Genomic DNA, 18,110 nt, shown 5'->3' with positions numbered 1-18,110 from the left:
AAAATTTTTTTATTATATTAATTTATTTTATTACCTATTTTTCATAATTTCTTATATAATACGCAGCTCCCAATATTCCGCTTTTCTGATCATGATTGGAAATAATTATATTCATATCCTCTGCCGGATAAGGTTTTCTCGCTTTTTCATAAATAGCTTTTTTCAGTCTGTCAATAGGGAAACCTTTCATTATCGGAACTCCACCCGCAATGATAATATAATCAGGGTCTAAAATATTAATCTCCGTAGCAATGGGTATCGCCAATGCGTCAATAAAGTCCTGAATAATCCTTGTATCACCATGTTCCATAAAAATATTGTCTATGTCAGTTTCAGGAAAGTTTTCCTTGCTGATGTTCTTCAAAGCTTTTCCCGAAGCATGCATTTCGATACAGCCTGTATTTCCGCAGGAACATACTTCTTTTGACCTTAAAACGGGAATATGTCCCAATTCACCGGCTACACCATGTTTCCCTTCTATAATCTGTCCATTTATATAAATCGCGTTTCCAAAACCTGTCCCTACATACAGCCCTATAACTACTGTGTCATTTTTTATATTATTTTCTTTTATATCCCTGAGCATAAGAAAATTTACATCTTTGTTTATATATATAGGTATATCCAGTCTTTTTTCAAGGGTATCGGCTATATTTATATTGTCCAGATTTTTTATATTAGGTGTAGAATACACATATTTCTTATCCTTACTTACTATTGACGGAAATCCTATTCCGATAGCTTCTATTTCTTTCTTGTATGAATTTATATAAAATTTTATCTGCTCGACAAGATTATCGATAAAATCTCCTTTTTGAAGTTCAGTAATAGGTTTTATCTGAAATTCTTCCACTTCATACTTCTCGGAAACCAGTCCTATTCTGAAATTTGTTCCTCCTATATCTATTCCTAAAATATATTTTTTTTGCCTATTCATAGTTGTCTCCTTAAACTATTCAGCTGTTTCTCTGTTATATATATCTATCATTTTGTCCCACGCCGCTATCAGGTTTTCATCCAAATTAAATAATCCCGAACTTCCGACTATCAGTATTTCAGCTCCGGCAGCGGTCAATCTCTTGAATGTTCTTTCATTACACGAACCGTCGATTTCTATTAAATATGAATAGCCGTTTTTTTCTTTCAAAGTTTTCAGTTTTTTTATTTTTTCAATCATTTCAGGTATAAAAGGCTGTCCTGCAAATCCCGGGTCTACAGTCATAACAGTTATTTTATCTATCAAATGAATATAGTATTCCAGCCAGTCTACAGGAGTGGACGGATTTAAAACTATCCCAACTTTGCAGCCTAATGATTTTATTCTGTTTATAATTCTGAAAGCGTCTTTATTTATAGTTTCCGCATGGGGGGATATGTATGTTGCCCCTACTTTTGCGAGTTCATCGATATAATCTCCCGGAAATTCCGTCATAAGATGTACGTCGATAGGTAATTTTGAGATTTTATTCAGCTGTTCCACGAAGAATGGGGATAACGTTATATTCTTTACAAAATGACCGTCCATTATATCCACATGGTAGTAATCCGCCCTTTCATTAAGTATGTCAACCTGTTCTTTAAATTTTGTCAAATCCATACACATAAGTGATGGAGAAAATTTCATTTTTCCCATTTTTATTCTCCTTTCTTTTTCCCTCCAAATATTTTATCTGCCGTAACTGCTAAGATGATTAATCCTCCCATTACAATTTGCTGATAATATGTCGGCACTGTCAGTAAATTCAGACCGTTGTTGATAACTCCTATAATCAGTCCTCCCATTACGACACCGAATATTTTTCCTTTTCCCCCGAAAAAGCTTGTTCCTCCTATAATTGCAGCGGCTATCGCAAATGTTTCAAAGCCTGCTCCCGCTCCGGGTTCTGCCGCTCCTACTCTGGCTGTGGAAACAACTCCCGCTATTCCCGCACATGTACCTGATATTATAAAGACAATAAGAGTATGCAGTTTTACATCTATTCCCGAAAACCATGCAGCCTGTTTATTTCCCCCAAGGGCATATATATTTCTTCCCAATTTTGTCTTTGTCGTCAGAAATCCCAAAATCAGAGCTATAACAACTGCTATAATTGCAGGTACAGGTATTCCTAAAATTCTTCCGGCTATCATTTTTGTAAATAAAGGGCTAAATCCGAAAACAGGTCTTGCATCGGATATAATAAGAGTTATCCCTCTAAAAATCGCCTGTGTCCCCAAAGTAATTATAAAAGGGTGTAATTCCGTTACATTGACTAAAAATCCGTTTAACAATCCGATTAACGCCCCTGCCAGAATTCCTCCTATCAGTATAGCGAACACAGGGTTCATACCTGCTACTAACAGTTTCCCTGTAAACATACCCGTGAGGGCGATTACCGAGCCGACTGACAAGTCTATCCCCGCTATCAGTATTGCAAAAAATTCACCGCAGGCAATCAGTATATTTACAGAACTTTGCAGTATAATCTGTGTTATATTGTCAAATGAGAAAAACAGTGCAGGCTGTCCTATCCCGAAAACTACCATTACTATAATTAAAATGCCGAAAGTCCCATATTTCTGCCATAACGTATTAAATTCTGATTTCATTTTTCCTCTCCTTCATTAGTTAATATCTGCATTATCGCTTCTTCCGAAGCTTCCTTTATAGGTAAAATTTTTGCTATCCCGCCGTCCCTGAATACTGCTATTTTATCACAAACGGCAAGTAATTCAGGCATTTCTGATGATACCATCATAATTATTTTTCCCTCATCGGACAATTTTCTTATAATAGTATAAATTTCACTTTTACTTCCTATATCTATCCCTTTAGTCGGCTCATCAAATATTATAAGTGATGAGTCTGCCATCATCCATTTGCTCAATATTACTTTCTGCTGGTTTCCTCCTGAAAGCTCCGTTATATTCTGGTCTATTGACGCACATTTAATATTTAGCTGATTTTTCCCTTTAAGTGCGTATTCCTTTTCTTTCGTATCGCTTACAAGTCCCCATATTCCTTTCATTTTTGAATTTTTGATAAAAGGCAGTATCGAGATATTCTGTTTAATGTCGAAATTATGAAAAAATCCTGTGTCTCTCCTATTTTCAGTAACAAATCCCATTCCTTTCTTTATGGAGTCGTATTCATTTTTAGGTATTGATTCTTTCCCGAACATTTTTATAGTTCCGCTTTTTATAGGCTCGACTCCGAATATGGCTTCCATGAGTTCACTTCTTCCCGAACCTACCAGCCCTGCAAATCCCAAAACTTCTCCTTTATTGATTTTAAAGGAAACATCTTTTACTTTCCCGTCCATACGGGTCAGGTTATTCACTTCAAAAATTACTTCTTTCCTGTCAAGTTCAGGATTATTTGAATCGTATCTCGATTTTATTTCCCGACCGACCATCATCGTTACAAGGTCTTTTATATCCACATCTTTTATATTCCTTGTTCCCACATCTTTTCCGTCTTTTAATACCGTTACTACATCTCCAATTTCTTTCAATTCTTTCAATTTATGGGATATATATACTATCCCTTTTCCTTCCATTTTCAGCTGTCTTATTATTCTGAAAAGATTGCTTGTTTCATTTTCTGTCAATGACGTTGTAGGTTCGTCCATTATTATGACATCTGCGTCAGCCGCAAGAGCTTTTGCAATTTCGACTTGCTGTTTTTCGCTTATTGTCAGCTCCTCTACAGGAGTATAGGGATCTCTGTTCAGTCCAATTTTGGTCAGTATTTTATTTGTTACTTCTTCCATATATTTATAATCGACCGTTTCCACTCCGAATACTTTTTTTGTCGGTAATTTCCCTACAAAGAGATTTTCCTGAATTGACAGCTCGTTTATTACGCTCAATTCCTGATAGATTATACTAATCTTATTTTCAAAAGAAAGTTTGGGAGTCAAAAATTCATAATCTCTTCCGCCTATAACTATTTTTCCCGATGTCGGCTCATAAACTCCGCTTAAAATCTTCATAAGCGTAGATTTTCCGGCACCGTTTTCCCCAAGCAAAACGTGAACTTCTCCCCTGTTTATTTTAAAGGATATTTCATTTAAAGCCGTAACAATACCGAATTTCTTTGTAATATTTTTCATTTCTACCAATGAATTGCTGCTCATACCGCTTCTCCTTTCCGACTTTCGATACTTCTAACTTTCCGTACTTTTTCTCCTAATCAGGTTTACAGGTATTTTTATATTTCTGACATTGCTCTTTCTTGCCAGTATCTTGTCCATAAGCAGTTCCACAGCCAGTTCGCCCATTTTCTGTTTATTCTGATTTATAGTAGTGAGAGGAACACCCGCCATTTCAGCTGCCGAAATATTATCAAAACCTACTAATTTTACTTCATTGGGAATTTTTATCCTTCTCTCATTCAATGCCATCATTATTCCCAGTGCCATAGTGTCGTTTGTAGCAAAAATTCCGTCGAACACTTCTCCCGAATCAAGCAGTTCCAGAGTTTTTTCTTTAGCTTCCTTATGACTTATAACTGTAACATCGCACAGCAGTTTATTGTCAAAATTCATTCTGTAATCTTTCATTGCCTGCAAAAATCCTAAATATCTTTTATATGCCGAAGATATTTTTCTTATATCTTTCATTACCGCCATTTTTTTGCAGCCTGAGCGGATCAACTCCTGTGCTGCCAGATAGCCTCCATGAAAATTATCGGATTCGATATATATTTCCTTGTCATCTATGTATCTGTCTATATAAATTACCGGAATCTTAAACAGTTGACTGTCATTTTCCAGTTGAACTCCTCCGCCTATGTAAATTATTCCGTCTACAAACTGTCCTATAAGATTGCTCAGCTGTCTTTTTTCAATTTCGATATTTTCATCGGTATTACACACAAAAACCGAATAATTATATTTTATAGCCTGTTTTTCTACTGACTGAACAATTTTGGCAAAAAATTCGTTACTTATATCGGGTACGATAACTCCGATAGTCTGAGATTTTTTTGTTCTCAGGCTCCTTGCATTGACATTTCGCTGATAGGACTTACTTTCTATCAGCTTTAAAATTCTCTCTTCGGTCGCTTTGGAATAGCCGCCTTTTTTATTTATAACCCTTGAAATTGTGGCTATGGAAACATTGGATATTTCAGCCAGTTCCTTTATGGATATTGTTTTTTCATTTTTCATTTTTCCCCTCACACTACTTATATTTTTATAATTTTTTATTTTTCTGTATCTGTACTTCCCCTTTTAACGTTTACATTTTTTACACATTTGATACTGCTGATAATATTTTTTCATTTTATTTTTATTTCTGTTTTTCATTAGTAAACGTTTACGTAATTAATAATTGATATAGTATACCCTGATTTTTAATTTTGTCAATAGAGATTATAAAAATTATATTTATGAATTATTCAAAATCATAGTTTTACATATTATCAAGCATATTGACCCTGTTGGAGTGCCGTCCGCCCTCAAATTCCGCATCCAGCCATTCCTTTACAATCATCTTGGCAAGCTCGCTTCCCACTACTCTTGAACCGAAAGCAAGTATATTGGTATTATTATGTTCTTTGGACAGTTTTGCCGAATATGGCTCACTGCATACGACTGCCCTTATTCCTTTTACTTTATTGGCAGCTATTGAAATGCCTACTCCCGTTCCGCACATTACAATTCCGCAGTCGTAGCCTCCTTTTACTACTGCCTCGGCAACTTTCACACCATAAATGGGATAATCGGTTCTTTCTTTTGTGTATGCTCCGAAATCTTCGACCTCATGTCCCAGTTCTTTTAAATAATCGACTATGACAGGTTTTAATTCCAATCCTACATGATCGCTTCCAATTGCTATTTTCAATATTGACACCTTCCTTTTCATATTTTTCGAGAAATCGTTTACCTTAGTTCTTATTATTATATTACCACATTTTTTCTTTATGTCAAATAGTTAAAAATAAATTTTTTTTAACTTTTTTTATTATTTTTTCTGTAATTTTTAGGAGATACTTTATATCTTTCCTTAAATTTCCTATAGAAAAAACTGCTGTTACGGTATCCGATTGCCGACAGTATCGCCTCAATGGAAAGCTTTGTTTTTAAAAGCAGATATGCTGCTCTTTCGAGTTTTTTTTCCTGAATTAATTCTTTAAAATTATGATCGGTATATTTTTTTAAAATTCTGCTTATAAAATATGCCCTCTGTCCTTTTATGGTGGAAAATTCTTTCAATGTTCCGTTTTTATAATAAATCTCTATATAATCCAAAGCGGAATCCAATAAATCCTTTTCATATTTTTCGGAAATGGAAGAATCTGATTTAATTATTTCCGAATTTTCTAAAAGGGTCAAAATAAGTATTTCCATATATTTTTTAATTATAGTATTATTTCTGGATTTATTCTGTAAAACCGTCCGTATTATATTTTCTACAATATTCTGAATTATGACCATTCCCTGAGTCTGAAAATGCAGATAACTGATACTCCTATATTCTTTTGATATGGAAGAAATCATAAAATCATATATCCTGTTTCCTTTTCCGATAACGGAGTAAATCTTATCGAAAACTTCGGGAAGAATAATAAAGTTTATCGCTATATCTTCTTTTCCCGCGGGTAAAATCTCCTGAACGGCATTCTGATTTAAAAGAAGGAGTTCTCCCTCTCTTAACTGTATTTTTTCCTTATTGATAATATGTGTCGTGTATCCCCTGTACATGTATATCATTTCTATATAATTATGACTATGCTCAGGAAAGCCTGTAAATCTCGTGTGGGTTCTTATTCCAATCAGCTGGTTATTTTTTAAAAATTTTTTGCTTTCTATAACAAATTCTTTCCGGGATGTATAAATCTCCTTTCTTATTTTTCTTTTTCCGCTTAAAATAACTTTTTCTTCGACCGTAATTTTTTTCAATATTTCCAATAATTCCTCACTCACAGAATCACCTCTTTAATATAAACTGTCTTATTTAATTATATTATATAATTTTGTTTTTGCAAGCAAAGTCCTTTTTTTTATTTTATAAAGACCTAAAGTTTTAAAGTTTTCACGGTAAAATAAAAATAAATATACTGCAATTCTATATTCATAGGAGGAAAAAATGGGGAACTGTTATTTAGCTATAGATATAGGAGCTTCAGGTGGCAGACACATTTTAGGCTATATGGAAAATGATAAAATCCGACTGAAAGAAATTTACCGCTTTGAAAACAGGATGATAAACGACGGAGGAAATCTGTGTTGGGATACTGAATATCTTTTTCAGCAGATTATCGAAGGACTCAAAATATGCAGACAGATTGACAAAATACCTGTAAGTATGGCGATAGATACGTGGGCTGTGGACTATGTTCTGCTGGACAGAAATGATAAAATCATAGGAAAGACCTACGCTTACAGAGACCACAGAACTGAAAATATGGATAAAAAAATTGAACATATAATATCCTCTGAAAAATTATACAAAAGAACAGGTATTCAGAAACAAGTATTCAATACTGTATATCAGTTAATGGCTTTTAAAGAAGAATATCCTGAATTACTTGACAATTCCGAAACTTTTTTAATGCTTCCCGATTATTTCAGTTTTCTCCTGACAGGAGTTAAAAAGTCCGAATACACAAACGCAACTTCAACTCAACTGGTAAATTCTGATACGAAAGACTGGGACTGGGAGCTTATAGAAAAACTCAATTTCAATAAAAATATATTTTTACCTCTCAATTTACCCGAAACAGTTACAGGAAATTTTAAAAAAGAAATCATAAATCAGGTCGGATTTGACTGTAAAGTTATCATGGCTGCTTCCCACGATACAGCTTCGGCTGTCATTTCAGTACCTGAAACGGATGAAAAAAACAGCTCCATTTACATAAGTTCAGGAACATGGTCTCTTATGGGGATTGAAACCGACAACCCCATTTCTACAAAAGAAAGTATGAACCTAAACTTTTCAAATGAGGGCGGCTATCATTATAAATTCAGATTTTTGAAAAATATTACAGGACTATGGATTATACAGTCTGTAAGAAATGAAATAAATAAACAGTATTCTTTTGCAGAATTATGCAAAATGGCAGAAGATGAAAAAGATTTTCCTTCAAGGATTAACGTAAACGATTTATGTTTTTTATCTCCTGAAAGTATGATAAAGGAAATCCAATCATATTGTGAAAAAACGGGACAGATTGTTCCCCGTTCAATTTCTGAAATTGCTTCGGTTGTCTATAACAGTCTGGCTGATTCTTATAATAAAACAGCCGAAGAAATTGAAAAAATAACAGGCAAAAAATATGAACAGATACATATTATAGGAGGCGGCTCAAATGCTGATTATTTAAACCAACTTACAGCAAACAGAACAGGAAAGACTGTATATGCAGGTCCTGCCGAAGCCTCTTCCGTGGGAAATATCATAGTCCAGATGATACAAAACAAGGAATTTTCAACTTTGAAAGAAGCAAAAAAATTTATTTATAAATCTTTTGAAATCAAGAAATACAGACCTTTGGCTAATAATGAAAGGAGAGATTAGTATGTTCATCAAAGAAAGATACAGCTCTGCAAAAAAGATATATGAAAACATCGGAGTGAATGTTGATGAAGCTCTTGAAATATTAAAAAATATAAAAATTTCGATGCACTGCTGGCAAGGCGACGACATAAAAGGATTTGACAGGGAAGGCCCTCTGACAGGAGGAATACAGGTTACAGGAAATTATCCAGGGAAAGCCCGTAATCCTGAAGAACTGATGAATGATATAGTCAAAGTATTTTCCCTTGTCCCTGCAAAACATAAACTGAATTTGCATTCCAATTATGCTATTTTTAAAAACGGTAAATTTCATGACAGGGATAAACTCGAACCCGAAGATTTCAAGGAATGGGTAAAATTCGCAAAAAATCAGGATATAGGACTGGATTTCAACCCTACTCTTTTTTCCCATAATATGGTTGTAAACAATCTTACTTTATCGAGTCCCGAAAAAGATGTAAGAGAATTTTGGATTAATCACTGCAAAGCCTGTATAAAAATTTCCGAATATTTTGCTTCCGAGCTAAATCAGCCGTGTCTAATGAATATATGGATTCCTGACGGCTATAAGGACATTCCGTCTGACAGGCTTTCTCCAAGAATGAGATTTAAGGACTCTCTCGACAGTATACTGGATATCAGCTATGATAAAGAAAAAGTCTTTGTATGTCTGGAATCAAAAGTATTCGGGATTGGTCTTGAATCTTATACCGTAGGTTCGGCAGAATTTGTAACTAACTATACTCTTAAAAACAATATAGTTCCCCTAATGGACAACGGTCATTATCATCCTACAGAAACGGTATCCGACAAGATTTCCTCCATGCTGCTGTTCCATGACAGGATTGCACTGCACCTCACAAGACCTGTACGTTGGGATTCTGACCATGTAGTGCTTTTTGACGATGAAACTAAGGAGATAGCCAAAGAAATCATCCGTAATAATGCCTTAAACAGAGTATTTATAGGGCTGGATTTCTTCGATGCAAGTATAAACCGTATTTCAGCGTGGGTAACAGGATTGAGAAATGTCCAAAAAGCTTTATTATCTGCTCTGCTCATTCCCAATGAGAAACTGTCCCGATTACAGCAACAGAACAATTTTACTGAACTGCTGATGTTGCAGGAAGAAATCAGAACTTATCCTCTGGGGGATATATGGAACTATTTCTGTGAAATGAACAATGTCCCTGTAGACAGAAAATGTTATGAAGAAATTAAAAAATATGAAGATAGTGTTTTATCCGAAAGATTCTAATAAAAAAGGAGATAAACTAATGACAGATATTTTTAATATAAGATTTATCAAAGATTTTTGTGAACTTTGTCAGGACGGCTTTAATCACGGCTGGCATGAAATGAACGGAGGAAATTTGAGTTACCGTCTACAGCCCGAAGAAATAAAGCAGGCAGAAAAACTGTTCAGCCTGACAGACAGCTGGCATAAAATAGGTACTGATGTCCCCGAACTGAATAACGAATATTTTTTAGTAACGGGAACGGGAAAATATTTCAAAAATGTTTTAAAAGCTCCCGAAGAAAATATAGGGATTATTCAGATAGACAATAAAGGGGAAAATTATAGGATAGTTTGGGGATTAAGCAATAACGGGATGCCTACGAGTGAGCTTCCCACTCATCTGATGAACCACGAAGTGAAAAAAAAGCAGACCGGCGGAAAACATCGGATTATATATCACTGTCATACTCCCAATATTATCGCTCTCACTTTTCTGCTCCCTCTGAAAGACGAAGTATTTACAAGGGAACTGTGGGAAACGATGACCGAATGTCCTATTATTTTCAGTAAAGGTATCGGAGTTGTAAAATGGATGGTGCCGGGCGGAAGAGAAATAGCCGTTGAAACATCGGAACTGATGAAAATGTATGATTTGGTAATTTGGGCTCATCACGGTCTGTTCTGCTCCAGTGAAAATTTTGATATTGCATTCGGACTGGCTCTGACTTTGGAAAAAGCCGCGGAAATACTTATAAAAATTATGTCCGTTTCACCAAAAAGATTACAGACCATTCAGACAGATGAATTCAGAAAATTGGCAAAAGATTTTAAAGTGGAGATTTCAGACAGATTTTTGTACGAAAAGTAAAGCATTAAATAAAGTACAGAATAAGGAGGTTAAAAATGAACAGTCCTTTTTTGGAACTGGAAAACATAAGTAAGACTTTTCCCGGAGTAAAAGCATTAAATAAAGTCAGATTTGATATTTATCCCGGAGAAGTCCACTCTCTTGTAGGAGAAAACGGTGCGGGAAAATCCACTCTCATAAAAGTTATGTCGGGAGCACATCAGCCTGATGAGGGAGGAATTATAAAAATAAACGGCGAACAGGTAAAAATTTCAAATCCTATAGACGCCATAAAAAAAGGGATTTCGGTTATTTATCAGGATTTCAGTTTATTCGGCAACCTGACTGTAGCGGAAAATATTGTAATAAACCAGATTATAGAAAAAAACAGGCTTATACTCAACTGGAAAGAAATCAGGACAAAAGCCGAAGAAGCCCTCAAAGTTGTGGGTATTAAGATAAATCCCAACGAAATCGTGGATAATCTGTCCGTAGCAAAAAAACAGATGGTCGCAATAGCAGGAGCAATCGCTCAAAATGCTAAAATGATAATCATGGACGAACCTACGTCCGCATTGTCAAAGCAGGAAGTTGAAAATCTTTACGGAATTATCGATATGCTGAAATCTAAAAACATTGCGGTAATGTTTGTCAGCCATAAAATGGACGAACTTTTCAGAGTAAGCGACAGATTTACGGTATTCAGGGACGGACAATATGTCGATACGGTAAAGGCGAACGATATTGATAGAAAAACACTGATTTCAAAAATGGTCGGACGGGATGTCAGCATTCTTAATTATGCAAATTTAAATATTAAAGAAGAAACTATATTGGAAATTAAAGATTTAAGTAAAAAAGGAAATTATAAAAATATAAACCTGAAACTTTACAAAGGAGAAGTCCTCGGAATTACAGGACTTGTAGGAGCCGGCAGAAGTGAGCTTTTTCAGACAATATTCGGAATATTGAAACCCGATTCGGGAAAAATAATACTGGAAGGAAAAGAGCTTAAATCCAATTCTCCGTGGACAGCTCTGGAAAAAGGAATAGGATATATTCCTGAAAGCAGACAGACACAGGGATTAGTTCTGGAAAAAAAAGTCTCGGACAATATTACTTTACCTCTGCTGAAAAAATTTACAAATAAACTCGGCATTATCAATACGAAAAAACAGTCTACTCTTGTACATGACTTAATAAATAAACTGGATGTAAGACCTAAAGATGAAAATCTGACAGCCTCCCAACTGTCGGGAGGAAACCAGCAGAAAGTCGTAATAGCCAAATGGATAGCAGCAAATCCTAAAATTCTGATTGTCGATGAGCCGACAAACGGTGTCGACATCGGTGCAAAAGCGGATATCCATAAAATCCTCAGGGATTTGGCTGAAAGCGGCACAAGCATTATAGTCATTTCCTCGGAGCTGCCTGAAATTCTGTCCATAAGCGACCGTATCCTGGTTATGAGAAAAGGCTGTATCTCGGGAGAATTTAAAAATGACAATCTTACTCAGGAAGCAATAATGGAAAAAGCTGTTATAAATAAGTAAAAAAGAAGGAGATAATCAAATGTTCGCTAAATTAATCAAGAAAAAAGAATTTTCAGTATTTTTAATTATTCTAATAATTTCTTTTTTTCTCACTATTATAAATCCGGTATTTTTTACCTTTACTAATTTTATGGATATATTAAAAGGAAATGTCGTAGTCGGAATACTGGCACTCGGTATGCTGCCTATCCTGATTACGGGAGGAATAGACTTGTCAGTATCTGCAAATATCGCACTGACCACTCTGATTACAGGTAAGCTTTTGACCCAGTCCAATATGGGATTGCCCGCTATTTTCCTAATTTGCTGTATTGCAGGGGGAATAATGGGTGTCTTAAACGGTCTTATAATTACCTGCTTCAATATTTCTCCAATTGTAGCGACTTTAGGCATACAGAGTATAATGCAGGGAGCCATTCTTGTATACACTAAGGGAAATATGATTACCAATATGCCCGAATGGTTTCAGAAATTCGGAAGAATAACAATCGCAAATATCCCTATACAGATTTTCTTTCTAATTCTAACAGTTGCGATAATGTCATTTATCCTGAAATACACATTGACAGGAAGAGGAATATATGCCATTGGAGGAAGTGAAGCGTCGGCTGTCCGTGTAGGTTATAACCCCCGAAAAATAAAAATTTTTGTCTATACTTTGGCGGGAATATTATCAGGTATAGCAGGAGTTATCAATACTTCTATCGTTCAGGGAGTAAATCCCAATACATTCGTGGGAACCGAGCTGAATGTCATCGCCATTGTAGTAATCGGGGGTGCAAGTACCTTGGGAGGGACAGGAACCGTTCTCGGAACTTTTCTCGGAATGTGTCTAATGGCTATACTGAATAACGGACTGGTATTGGCAAAAATCCCTACTTTCTGGCAAAAAATCGTTATGGGTATTATTATCATCGTTGCAGTGTCAATCGATGTAATAAGTAAAAAATATGAACAGAACAGATTAGTCCGTATAGACTTGGATGAATTGGAGGAAAAATGATGAAGTTTAAGCGTGAGATAAAAAATATAAACGAAGTTACCCTTTTAATAATTCTTATTATTTCTACATTAAGTGTGGGACTTCTATCTCCTGACAGATTTTTTACCTTTAACAATTTTATGAGTACATTGAGGCAAATGCCCGAATTCGGTATTTTAGCCCTTGCAATGATGTTCCCCGTTCTGACAGGAGGGATCAACTTATCCATCGTTACTACGGCAACTATGAGCAGCATTGTTTCAACTTATTTTCTCACGGGAGCGATTAGCAAGCAGAACCCTGTTCTTGCAATATTTTTAGCGATACTCCTTTCCCTGCTTATATCTGTAACAGCGGGATTTCTGAACGGCTATATTACGGCTTATGTGGGAGTGGCGGCAATGCTCGTAACGCTGGGAACGACTACTCTCTTTGAAGGGATAAGCCTAAATCTGACCAAAGGAGGTTCCATATCAGGTTTTCCTCTCATATTTTCCTACATAACGACAAAAAATCTGCTGGGAGTTCCTGTTCCGTTTATAATCTATCTGTTCTTTATAATCCTGAGCTATATTATTTTACATAAAAGTTCTTTAGGTACCAAGATACTAATGCTCGGATGTAATGAAACAGCCACAAGATTTTCAGGTATTAATACTAAAAAAGTCATACTGTCTACTTATATTTATTCGGCTATACTTTCATCCATATCGGGCATCATTATGATGTCCAGATATAATTCGGCAAAAGTCGATTTCGGCTCATCATACTTAATGCAAAGTATTACAGCTGTGGTTTTGGGCGGTGTGAGCATTTCAGGAGGACACGGCAATATACTGGGAACAGTTATTGCAGTTGCAATCATACAGATTATATCCAAAGGGCTTAATCTGATAAATGTGGATAGAAATATAGTGGATATAATAATGGGAATTATACTGATTACCGTTCTTGCAATCCGTTATATATCAAAAGTTCTAAGTGATAAATCCCTTATTTCGGGAAGAAAAAATAAAAATTAATAAAATATAGAGGAGGAATTCAATTATGAAATTCAAAAATTTTTTCAAGATTTTTTTACTTTTAGCTTTTGTACTGTTAATAAGTTGCGGTGAAAAGAAAAAAGAAGAAAACAATTCATCATCACAGACAGGAACAGAAAAAAAAGGAAAGAAATTCAAAATTGCTATTATGCCTAAACTGACATCTATCCCTTATTTTGAACAGACAGGAGAAGGAGCAAAAAAAGCAGGGGAAGAATTAGGCGTAGAAGTCATTTACATCGGACCTAACAAAGCCGATGCCGCTGAACAGGTAAAAATGATAGAAGACCTTATTAATCAAGGAGTAGATGCTATCGCTGTAGCTCCTAATGACCCGGCAGCTGTCATCCCTGTACTTCAGCAGGCAAAAGCTGCAGGAATAATGATACTTGACTGGGATACACCTACTGACATCAACGTTGTTGACGCTTCCATTCACCAAATTGACGATAAAGTTTTAGGAGAACATCTCTTTGATAAATTAGTCGAAAAAATGGGAACGGATACAGGCGAATATGCTATAATAACAGGAGGATTATCTGCTGCAAACCTTAATTCATGGATTGATTATGGTTTAAAATATGCAAAAGAAAAATATCCTAATCTAAAATTAGTAACGGATAAAATCCCTTCCGATGAAAAACAGCAGGAAGCATACAGCAAAGCTCTCGATTTACTAAAAGCTTATCCTAATATAAAAGGGATAATAGGATATTCGACAGTTGCTCCTTTAGGAATTGCACAGGCAATACGTGAAAAAGGATTACAAGATAAAATAGCCGTAGTAGGAACTGCTGTCAATGAGGACTCTCAGGAATACTTAAAAGACGGTGCCTTGGATGGAGGATATTTGTGGAACACAAGAAGATTGGGATACTTGACAGTAGCAGTTGCCAAAGCTATGCTGGAAGGAAAAAAACTTACTAACGGTATGGAAATTCAAGGATTTGGGAAAATAGAAGTAAAAGCCGACGGTAAAACAGTTATAATGGGACCGCCTGACAACTATGAAAAAAAATAATCCTGTAATCACTGAAATTTAAGGAGAAGTTATGAATAAAATAGGAGTAATAGGCAGCTTGAATATGGATACAATCATTCAGGTTGAAAAAATGCCCGAAGAGGGAGAAAATATTTTTCTGGAAGCCATTGAAAACAGTTTTGGAGGAAAAGGCGGAAATGCCGCTATTGCATTGAAAAAACTAAACTGCGATGTGTGTTTTTTCAGTTGTCTCGGCAATGATCATGACGCTGAACTGATTAAGGAAAACTTATCCCGATACGGGATTGACACTTCAAATATAAAAATTTCTAAAAACTGCAAGACAGGAGCTGCCTATATATTCCTTGAAAAAAACGGAAATAACAGGATAATTGTTAATCCGGGAGCAAATATGGATATAAACGGAGCGGATATAAGAAATATATTTAAGAGAGAAATGGCAGACTGCACACATATACTGATACAGTTGGAAATTTCCATAGAAGCTGTCAAGGAGATTATCAGTGTATGTAATGAACTGAACATCAAATTAGTCATTGATGCAGGTCCTATAAGAAATATCAGCATTAACGACCTTACGGGAGCATATATTGTAAGTCCCAACAAATCCGAACTGGAAGCTCTTGTAAAAAGGAAACTGCATACTCTTGAAGAAATCAAATCCGCAGGAAAAGAGTTATTGAATAACGGAATAAAAAACGTCCTTGTAAAAATGGGAGAAAACGGAAGTCTATTTTTGAACAGTGAAACTGAAATTTATCAGAAAGTTTATAAGGTAGACACTGTGGATACAACCGCCGCAGGAGACAGCTATATGGCAGGTTTTGTCAAATCACTGTCAGAAAAAAACAACCTAAAGGAAGCTATGAATTACGGAAGTATTTGCGGAGCTATCGCTGTTACTAAAATAGGTGCCGTTCCAAGTTTACCTTCACTGAAAGATATAGAAAATTTTACTGAAAATCTTAAAGAAAGGAGGACAGTTACTTCAAAGTAATTAATAAAATATGGCATATTTATTAGGAATAGATAACGGAGGAACTGTTTCAAAAGCTGCTATCTTTGATGAAAACGGTAACCAGATAGCAGTAGCAGGCATGATAACTGAAATAATCACTCCAAAATCAGGTTATATGGAAAGAGATTTGGAAAAATTATGGGAAGTGAATGCCGCCGTAATTAAGGAAGTTATAACTAAAAGCAAAATAAATCCTGAAGAAATTGCAGGAGTATCTTTTTCAGGACAGGGAAAAGGTCTGTATATGCTTGATGAAAATGGAGTCCCTGTATATAACGGGATTCTGTCTTCGGATATGAGAGCATGGAAGTATGTAAAAAAATGGTATGAAAATGGAACTAAAGACAAAGTCTATAAGAAAACTTTTCAGGAAATTCTTTCAGGACAGCCTGTAAGTATACTGAACTGGTTTAAAGACAATAAGCCTGAAATATTAAAAAAAGTCAAGTATATCCTTTCTGTAAAAGATTATATAAGATTTAAGATAACAGGAGAAATTTATTCTGAAATAACTGATTTTTCAGGCTCAAATCTGTTAAATCTGAATACAAAAACTTATGATAAGGAACTTCTGTCCTTATTCGGTCTGGAAGAAATAATGCCCCTGCTTCCTCCACTAAGACAGTCCATTGACATCTGCGGATATGTTACTGAAAAAGCGGAAAAAGAAACATTACTTCGGGCAGGTACGCCAGTCGTGGCAGGAATGTTTGACATCGACGCAAGCGGAATAGCTTCAGGAATATACGATGAAAAAGAGCTGGCAATGATTGCGGGAACATGGAGTATAAACGAATATATAGGTAAAGAACCTATTTCCAACGGGACAGTAAGGCTGAACTCAATTTTCTGTATTCCGGGATATTACCTTTACGAGGAAAGCAGTCCTACATCTGCGGGAAATTTGGAATGGTTCATATCAAACTTTTTAAGCTTTGAAAAAGAAAAATTGAAATCCGAAGGAAAAAAAATATATGACCTCATAAATGAATGGGTAGCTTCCGTAAACCCTGAAGAGAGTAATTTAGTCTATCTACCATTTTTAAACGGCTCCAATGAAAATGAGCTGGCAAAAGGTACATTTACGGGTATGACGGAATTTCACCAGAAAAAACATTTGGCAAGGGCAGTGTATGAAGGTGTTGTTTTTTCCCATGTTACACATATGAAAAATCTTTTAAAAAACAGGGAATTACCTGAAAGAATAAGATTATCAGGAGGCGCGGCAAACTCCGACGTCTGGGCTCAAATATTTTCCGACGTGCTTCAAGTGCCTGTGGACATTTTGAGGGATAAGGAATTTGGAGCATTGGGAGCTGCAATGGTAGCAGGAATATCGACAGGAATTTTTAAAGATTTTAAAGAAGCTGTGGATAAAATGGTAAAAATAAATAAAACTGTTTATCCAAGAACAGAATATAAAAAAATATACCAAGAAAAATTTGAAATATATAAAGCAGTAAATAATGCTTTAAATAATGTGTGGGATAAATTTGAAATTAAATAATAGAAGAATAGTAGGAAAAGCTGTCTCATAAGGTAGAAAAAATATTCTAATTATAAGTTATATATAATGAAACCCCTTTAAAGTGAAACTGAAAAATTTTAGTTAATTCATTTCTATAAAAAATTATCAGTTCAATATTAAAGGGAGTTTTAATGTATTTTATCATTTTTATGAAATCAGTAAAAATAGTAACTTTAAAGATAATGACTTTCATTTTTTTAAAATATATGATATTTATATAAGTAAATTTACTTTTACTTATGAGACAGCCCTTTTTTATTTTAAGATTATTTTATTGTTTCTATTATTTTATATCTAATCTCTTACTCCTTTCTTAAAACATATGAATTGTATTATTTTAATTGTTTCTATTATTTTATACCAAACTCCATTTAAAATTGGATATAGA

The 18,110-nt window shown here is 35.0% G+C and carries 16 protein-coding genes; 9 read left to right on the top strand and 7 right to left on the bottom strand.

Translation table 11 applies throughout. The features are described from left to right. Positions 1 to 34: 34 nt before the first annotated feature. The 7 genes from alsK to ACO5J6_RS04875 form a co-directional block, all read right to left on the bottom strand. Positions 35 to 937, bottom strand: a complete 903-nt coding sequence (alsK, locus tag ACO5J6_RS04905) for an allose kinase (protein ID WP_485642448.1) — start codon at positions 935 to 937, stop codon at positions 35 to 37. 15 nt (positions 938 to 952) lie between these two features. Continuing rightward, positions 953 to 1,633 carry a D-allulose 6-phosphate 3-epimerase gene (gene alsE, locus ACO5J6_RS04900; RefSeq protein WP_485642447.1) on the bottom strand — a complete coding sequence of 227 codons (681 nt, stop codon included), beginning with the start codon at positions 1,631 to 1,633 and terminating at the stop codon, positions 953 to 955. A gap of 2 nt (positions 1,634 to 1,635) precedes the next feature. Beyond that, positions 1,636 to 2,589, bottom strand: a complete 954-nt coding sequence (gene alsC, locus ACO5J6_RS04895) for a D-allose ABC transporter permease (RefSeq protein WP_485642446.1) — start codon at positions 2,587 to 2,589, stop codon at positions 1,636 to 1,638. Continuing rightward, on the bottom strand, positions 2,586 to 4,118 hold the full coding sequence (locus ACO5J6_RS04890; RefSeq protein ID WP_485642445.1) for an ATP-binding cassette domain-containing protein: 1,533 nt from the start codon (positions 4,116 to 4,118) through the stop codon (positions 2,586 to 2,588). The genes alsC and ACO5J6_RS04890 overlap by 4 nt, the downstream gene beginning before the upstream one ends. Before the next feature lie 30 nt (positions 4,119 to 4,148). Continuing rightward, a complete protein-coding gene (locus ACO5J6_RS04885) occupies positions 4,149 to 5,153 on the bottom strand; it encodes a LacI family DNA-binding transcriptional regulator (protein ID WP_485642444.1) in 1,005 nt (334 codons plus the stop codon). Between the two features lie 244 nt (positions 5,154 to 5,397). After that, a complete protein-coding gene (rpiB, locus tag ACO5J6_RS04880) occupies positions 5,398 to 5,829 on the bottom strand; it encodes a ribose 5-phosphate isomerase B (RefSeq protein ID WP_485642443.1) in 432 nt (143 codons plus the stop codon). 107 nt (positions 5,830 to 5,936) lie between these two features. After that, a complete protein-coding gene (locus ACO5J6_RS04875; RefSeq protein ID WP_485642441.1) occupies positions 5,937 to 6,911 on the bottom strand; it encodes an AraC family transcriptional regulator in 975 nt (324 codons plus the stop codon). Between the two features lie 163 nt (positions 6,912 to 7,074). Here ACO5J6_RS04875 and rhaB point away from each other — a divergent pair, with 163 nt between their 5' ends. From rhaB to ACO5J6_RS04830, 9 genes are read left to right on the top strand one after another with little or no spacing between them, the layout of a single operon-like run. Beyond that, positions 7,075 to 8,508, top strand: a complete 1,434-nt coding sequence (gene rhaB, locus ACO5J6_RS04870) for a rhamnulokinase (RefSeq protein WP_485642440.1) — start codon at positions 7,075 to 7,077, stop codon at positions 8,506 to 8,508. Between the two features lies 1 nt (position 8,509). After that, positions 8,510 to 9,766 (top strand): L-rhamnose isomerase, encoded by a 1,257-nt coding sequence (locus ACO5J6_RS04865; protein ID WP_485642438.1) that lies wholly within the window; start codon positions 8,510 to 8,512, stop codon positions 9,764 to 9,766. A gap of 19 nt (positions 9,767 to 9,785) precedes the next feature. Then, positions 9,786 to 10,616, top strand: coding sequence for a rhamnulose-1-phosphate aldolase (rhaD, locus tag ACO5J6_RS04860; protein ID WP_485642436.1), 831 nt, complete (start codon positions 9,786 to 9,788; stop codon positions 10,614 to 10,616). A 35-nt stretch (positions 10,617 to 10,651) separates the two neighbouring features. Further along, complete coding sequence (locus ACO5J6_RS04855) at positions 10,652 to 12,148, top strand: sugar ABC transporter ATP-binding protein (RefSeq protein WP_485642435.1); 1,497 nt, start codon at positions 10,652 to 10,654, stop codon at positions 12,146 to 12,148. Positions 12,149 to 12,167: 19 nt separating this feature from the next. Continuing rightward, complete coding sequence (locus ACO5J6_RS04850) at positions 12,168 to 13,151, top strand: ABC transporter permease (protein WP_485642434.1); 984 nt, start codon at positions 12,168 to 12,170, stop codon at positions 13,149 to 13,151. Continuing rightward, positions 13,151 to 14,152 (top strand): ABC transporter permease, encoded by a 1,002-nt coding sequence (locus ACO5J6_RS04845; protein ID WP_485642433.1) that lies wholly within the window; start codon positions 13,151 to 13,153, stop codon positions 14,150 to 14,152. Before ACO5J6_RS04850 ends, ACO5J6_RS04845 begins: the two co-directional genes overlap by 1 nt. A 25-nt stretch (positions 14,153 to 14,177) precedes the next feature. Continuing rightward, the gene (locus ACO5J6_RS04840) at positions 14,178 to 15,194 is read left to right on the top strand and encodes an autoinducer 2 ABC transporter substrate-binding protein (protein WP_485642432.1); all 1,017 of its coding nucleotides are present in this window, start codon (positions 14,178 to 14,180) and stop codon (positions 15,192 to 15,194) included. A 31-nt stretch (positions 15,195 to 15,225) separates the two neighbouring features. After that, positions 15,226 to 16,173: a ribokinase gene (locus tag ACO5J6_RS04835; protein ID WP_485642431.1), complete on the top strand. Its 948-nt coding sequence runs from the start codon at positions 15,226 to 15,228 to the stop codon at positions 16,171 to 16,173. 10 nt (positions 16,174 to 16,183) lie between these two features. Next, complete coding sequence (locus tag ACO5J6_RS04830; protein ID WP_485642429.1) at positions 16,184 to 17,701, top strand: FGGY-family carbohydrate kinase; 1,518 nt, start codon at positions 16,184 to 16,186, stop codon at positions 17,699 to 17,701. The last annotated feature ends 409 nt before the right edge of the window (positions 17,702 to 18,110 follow it).

The organism is Pseudoleptotrichia sp. (genome assembly GCF_057270515.1).
Note: the sequence above shows the minus strand (reverse complement) of the source record. Positions and strands in the feature narration are given on the sequence as shown.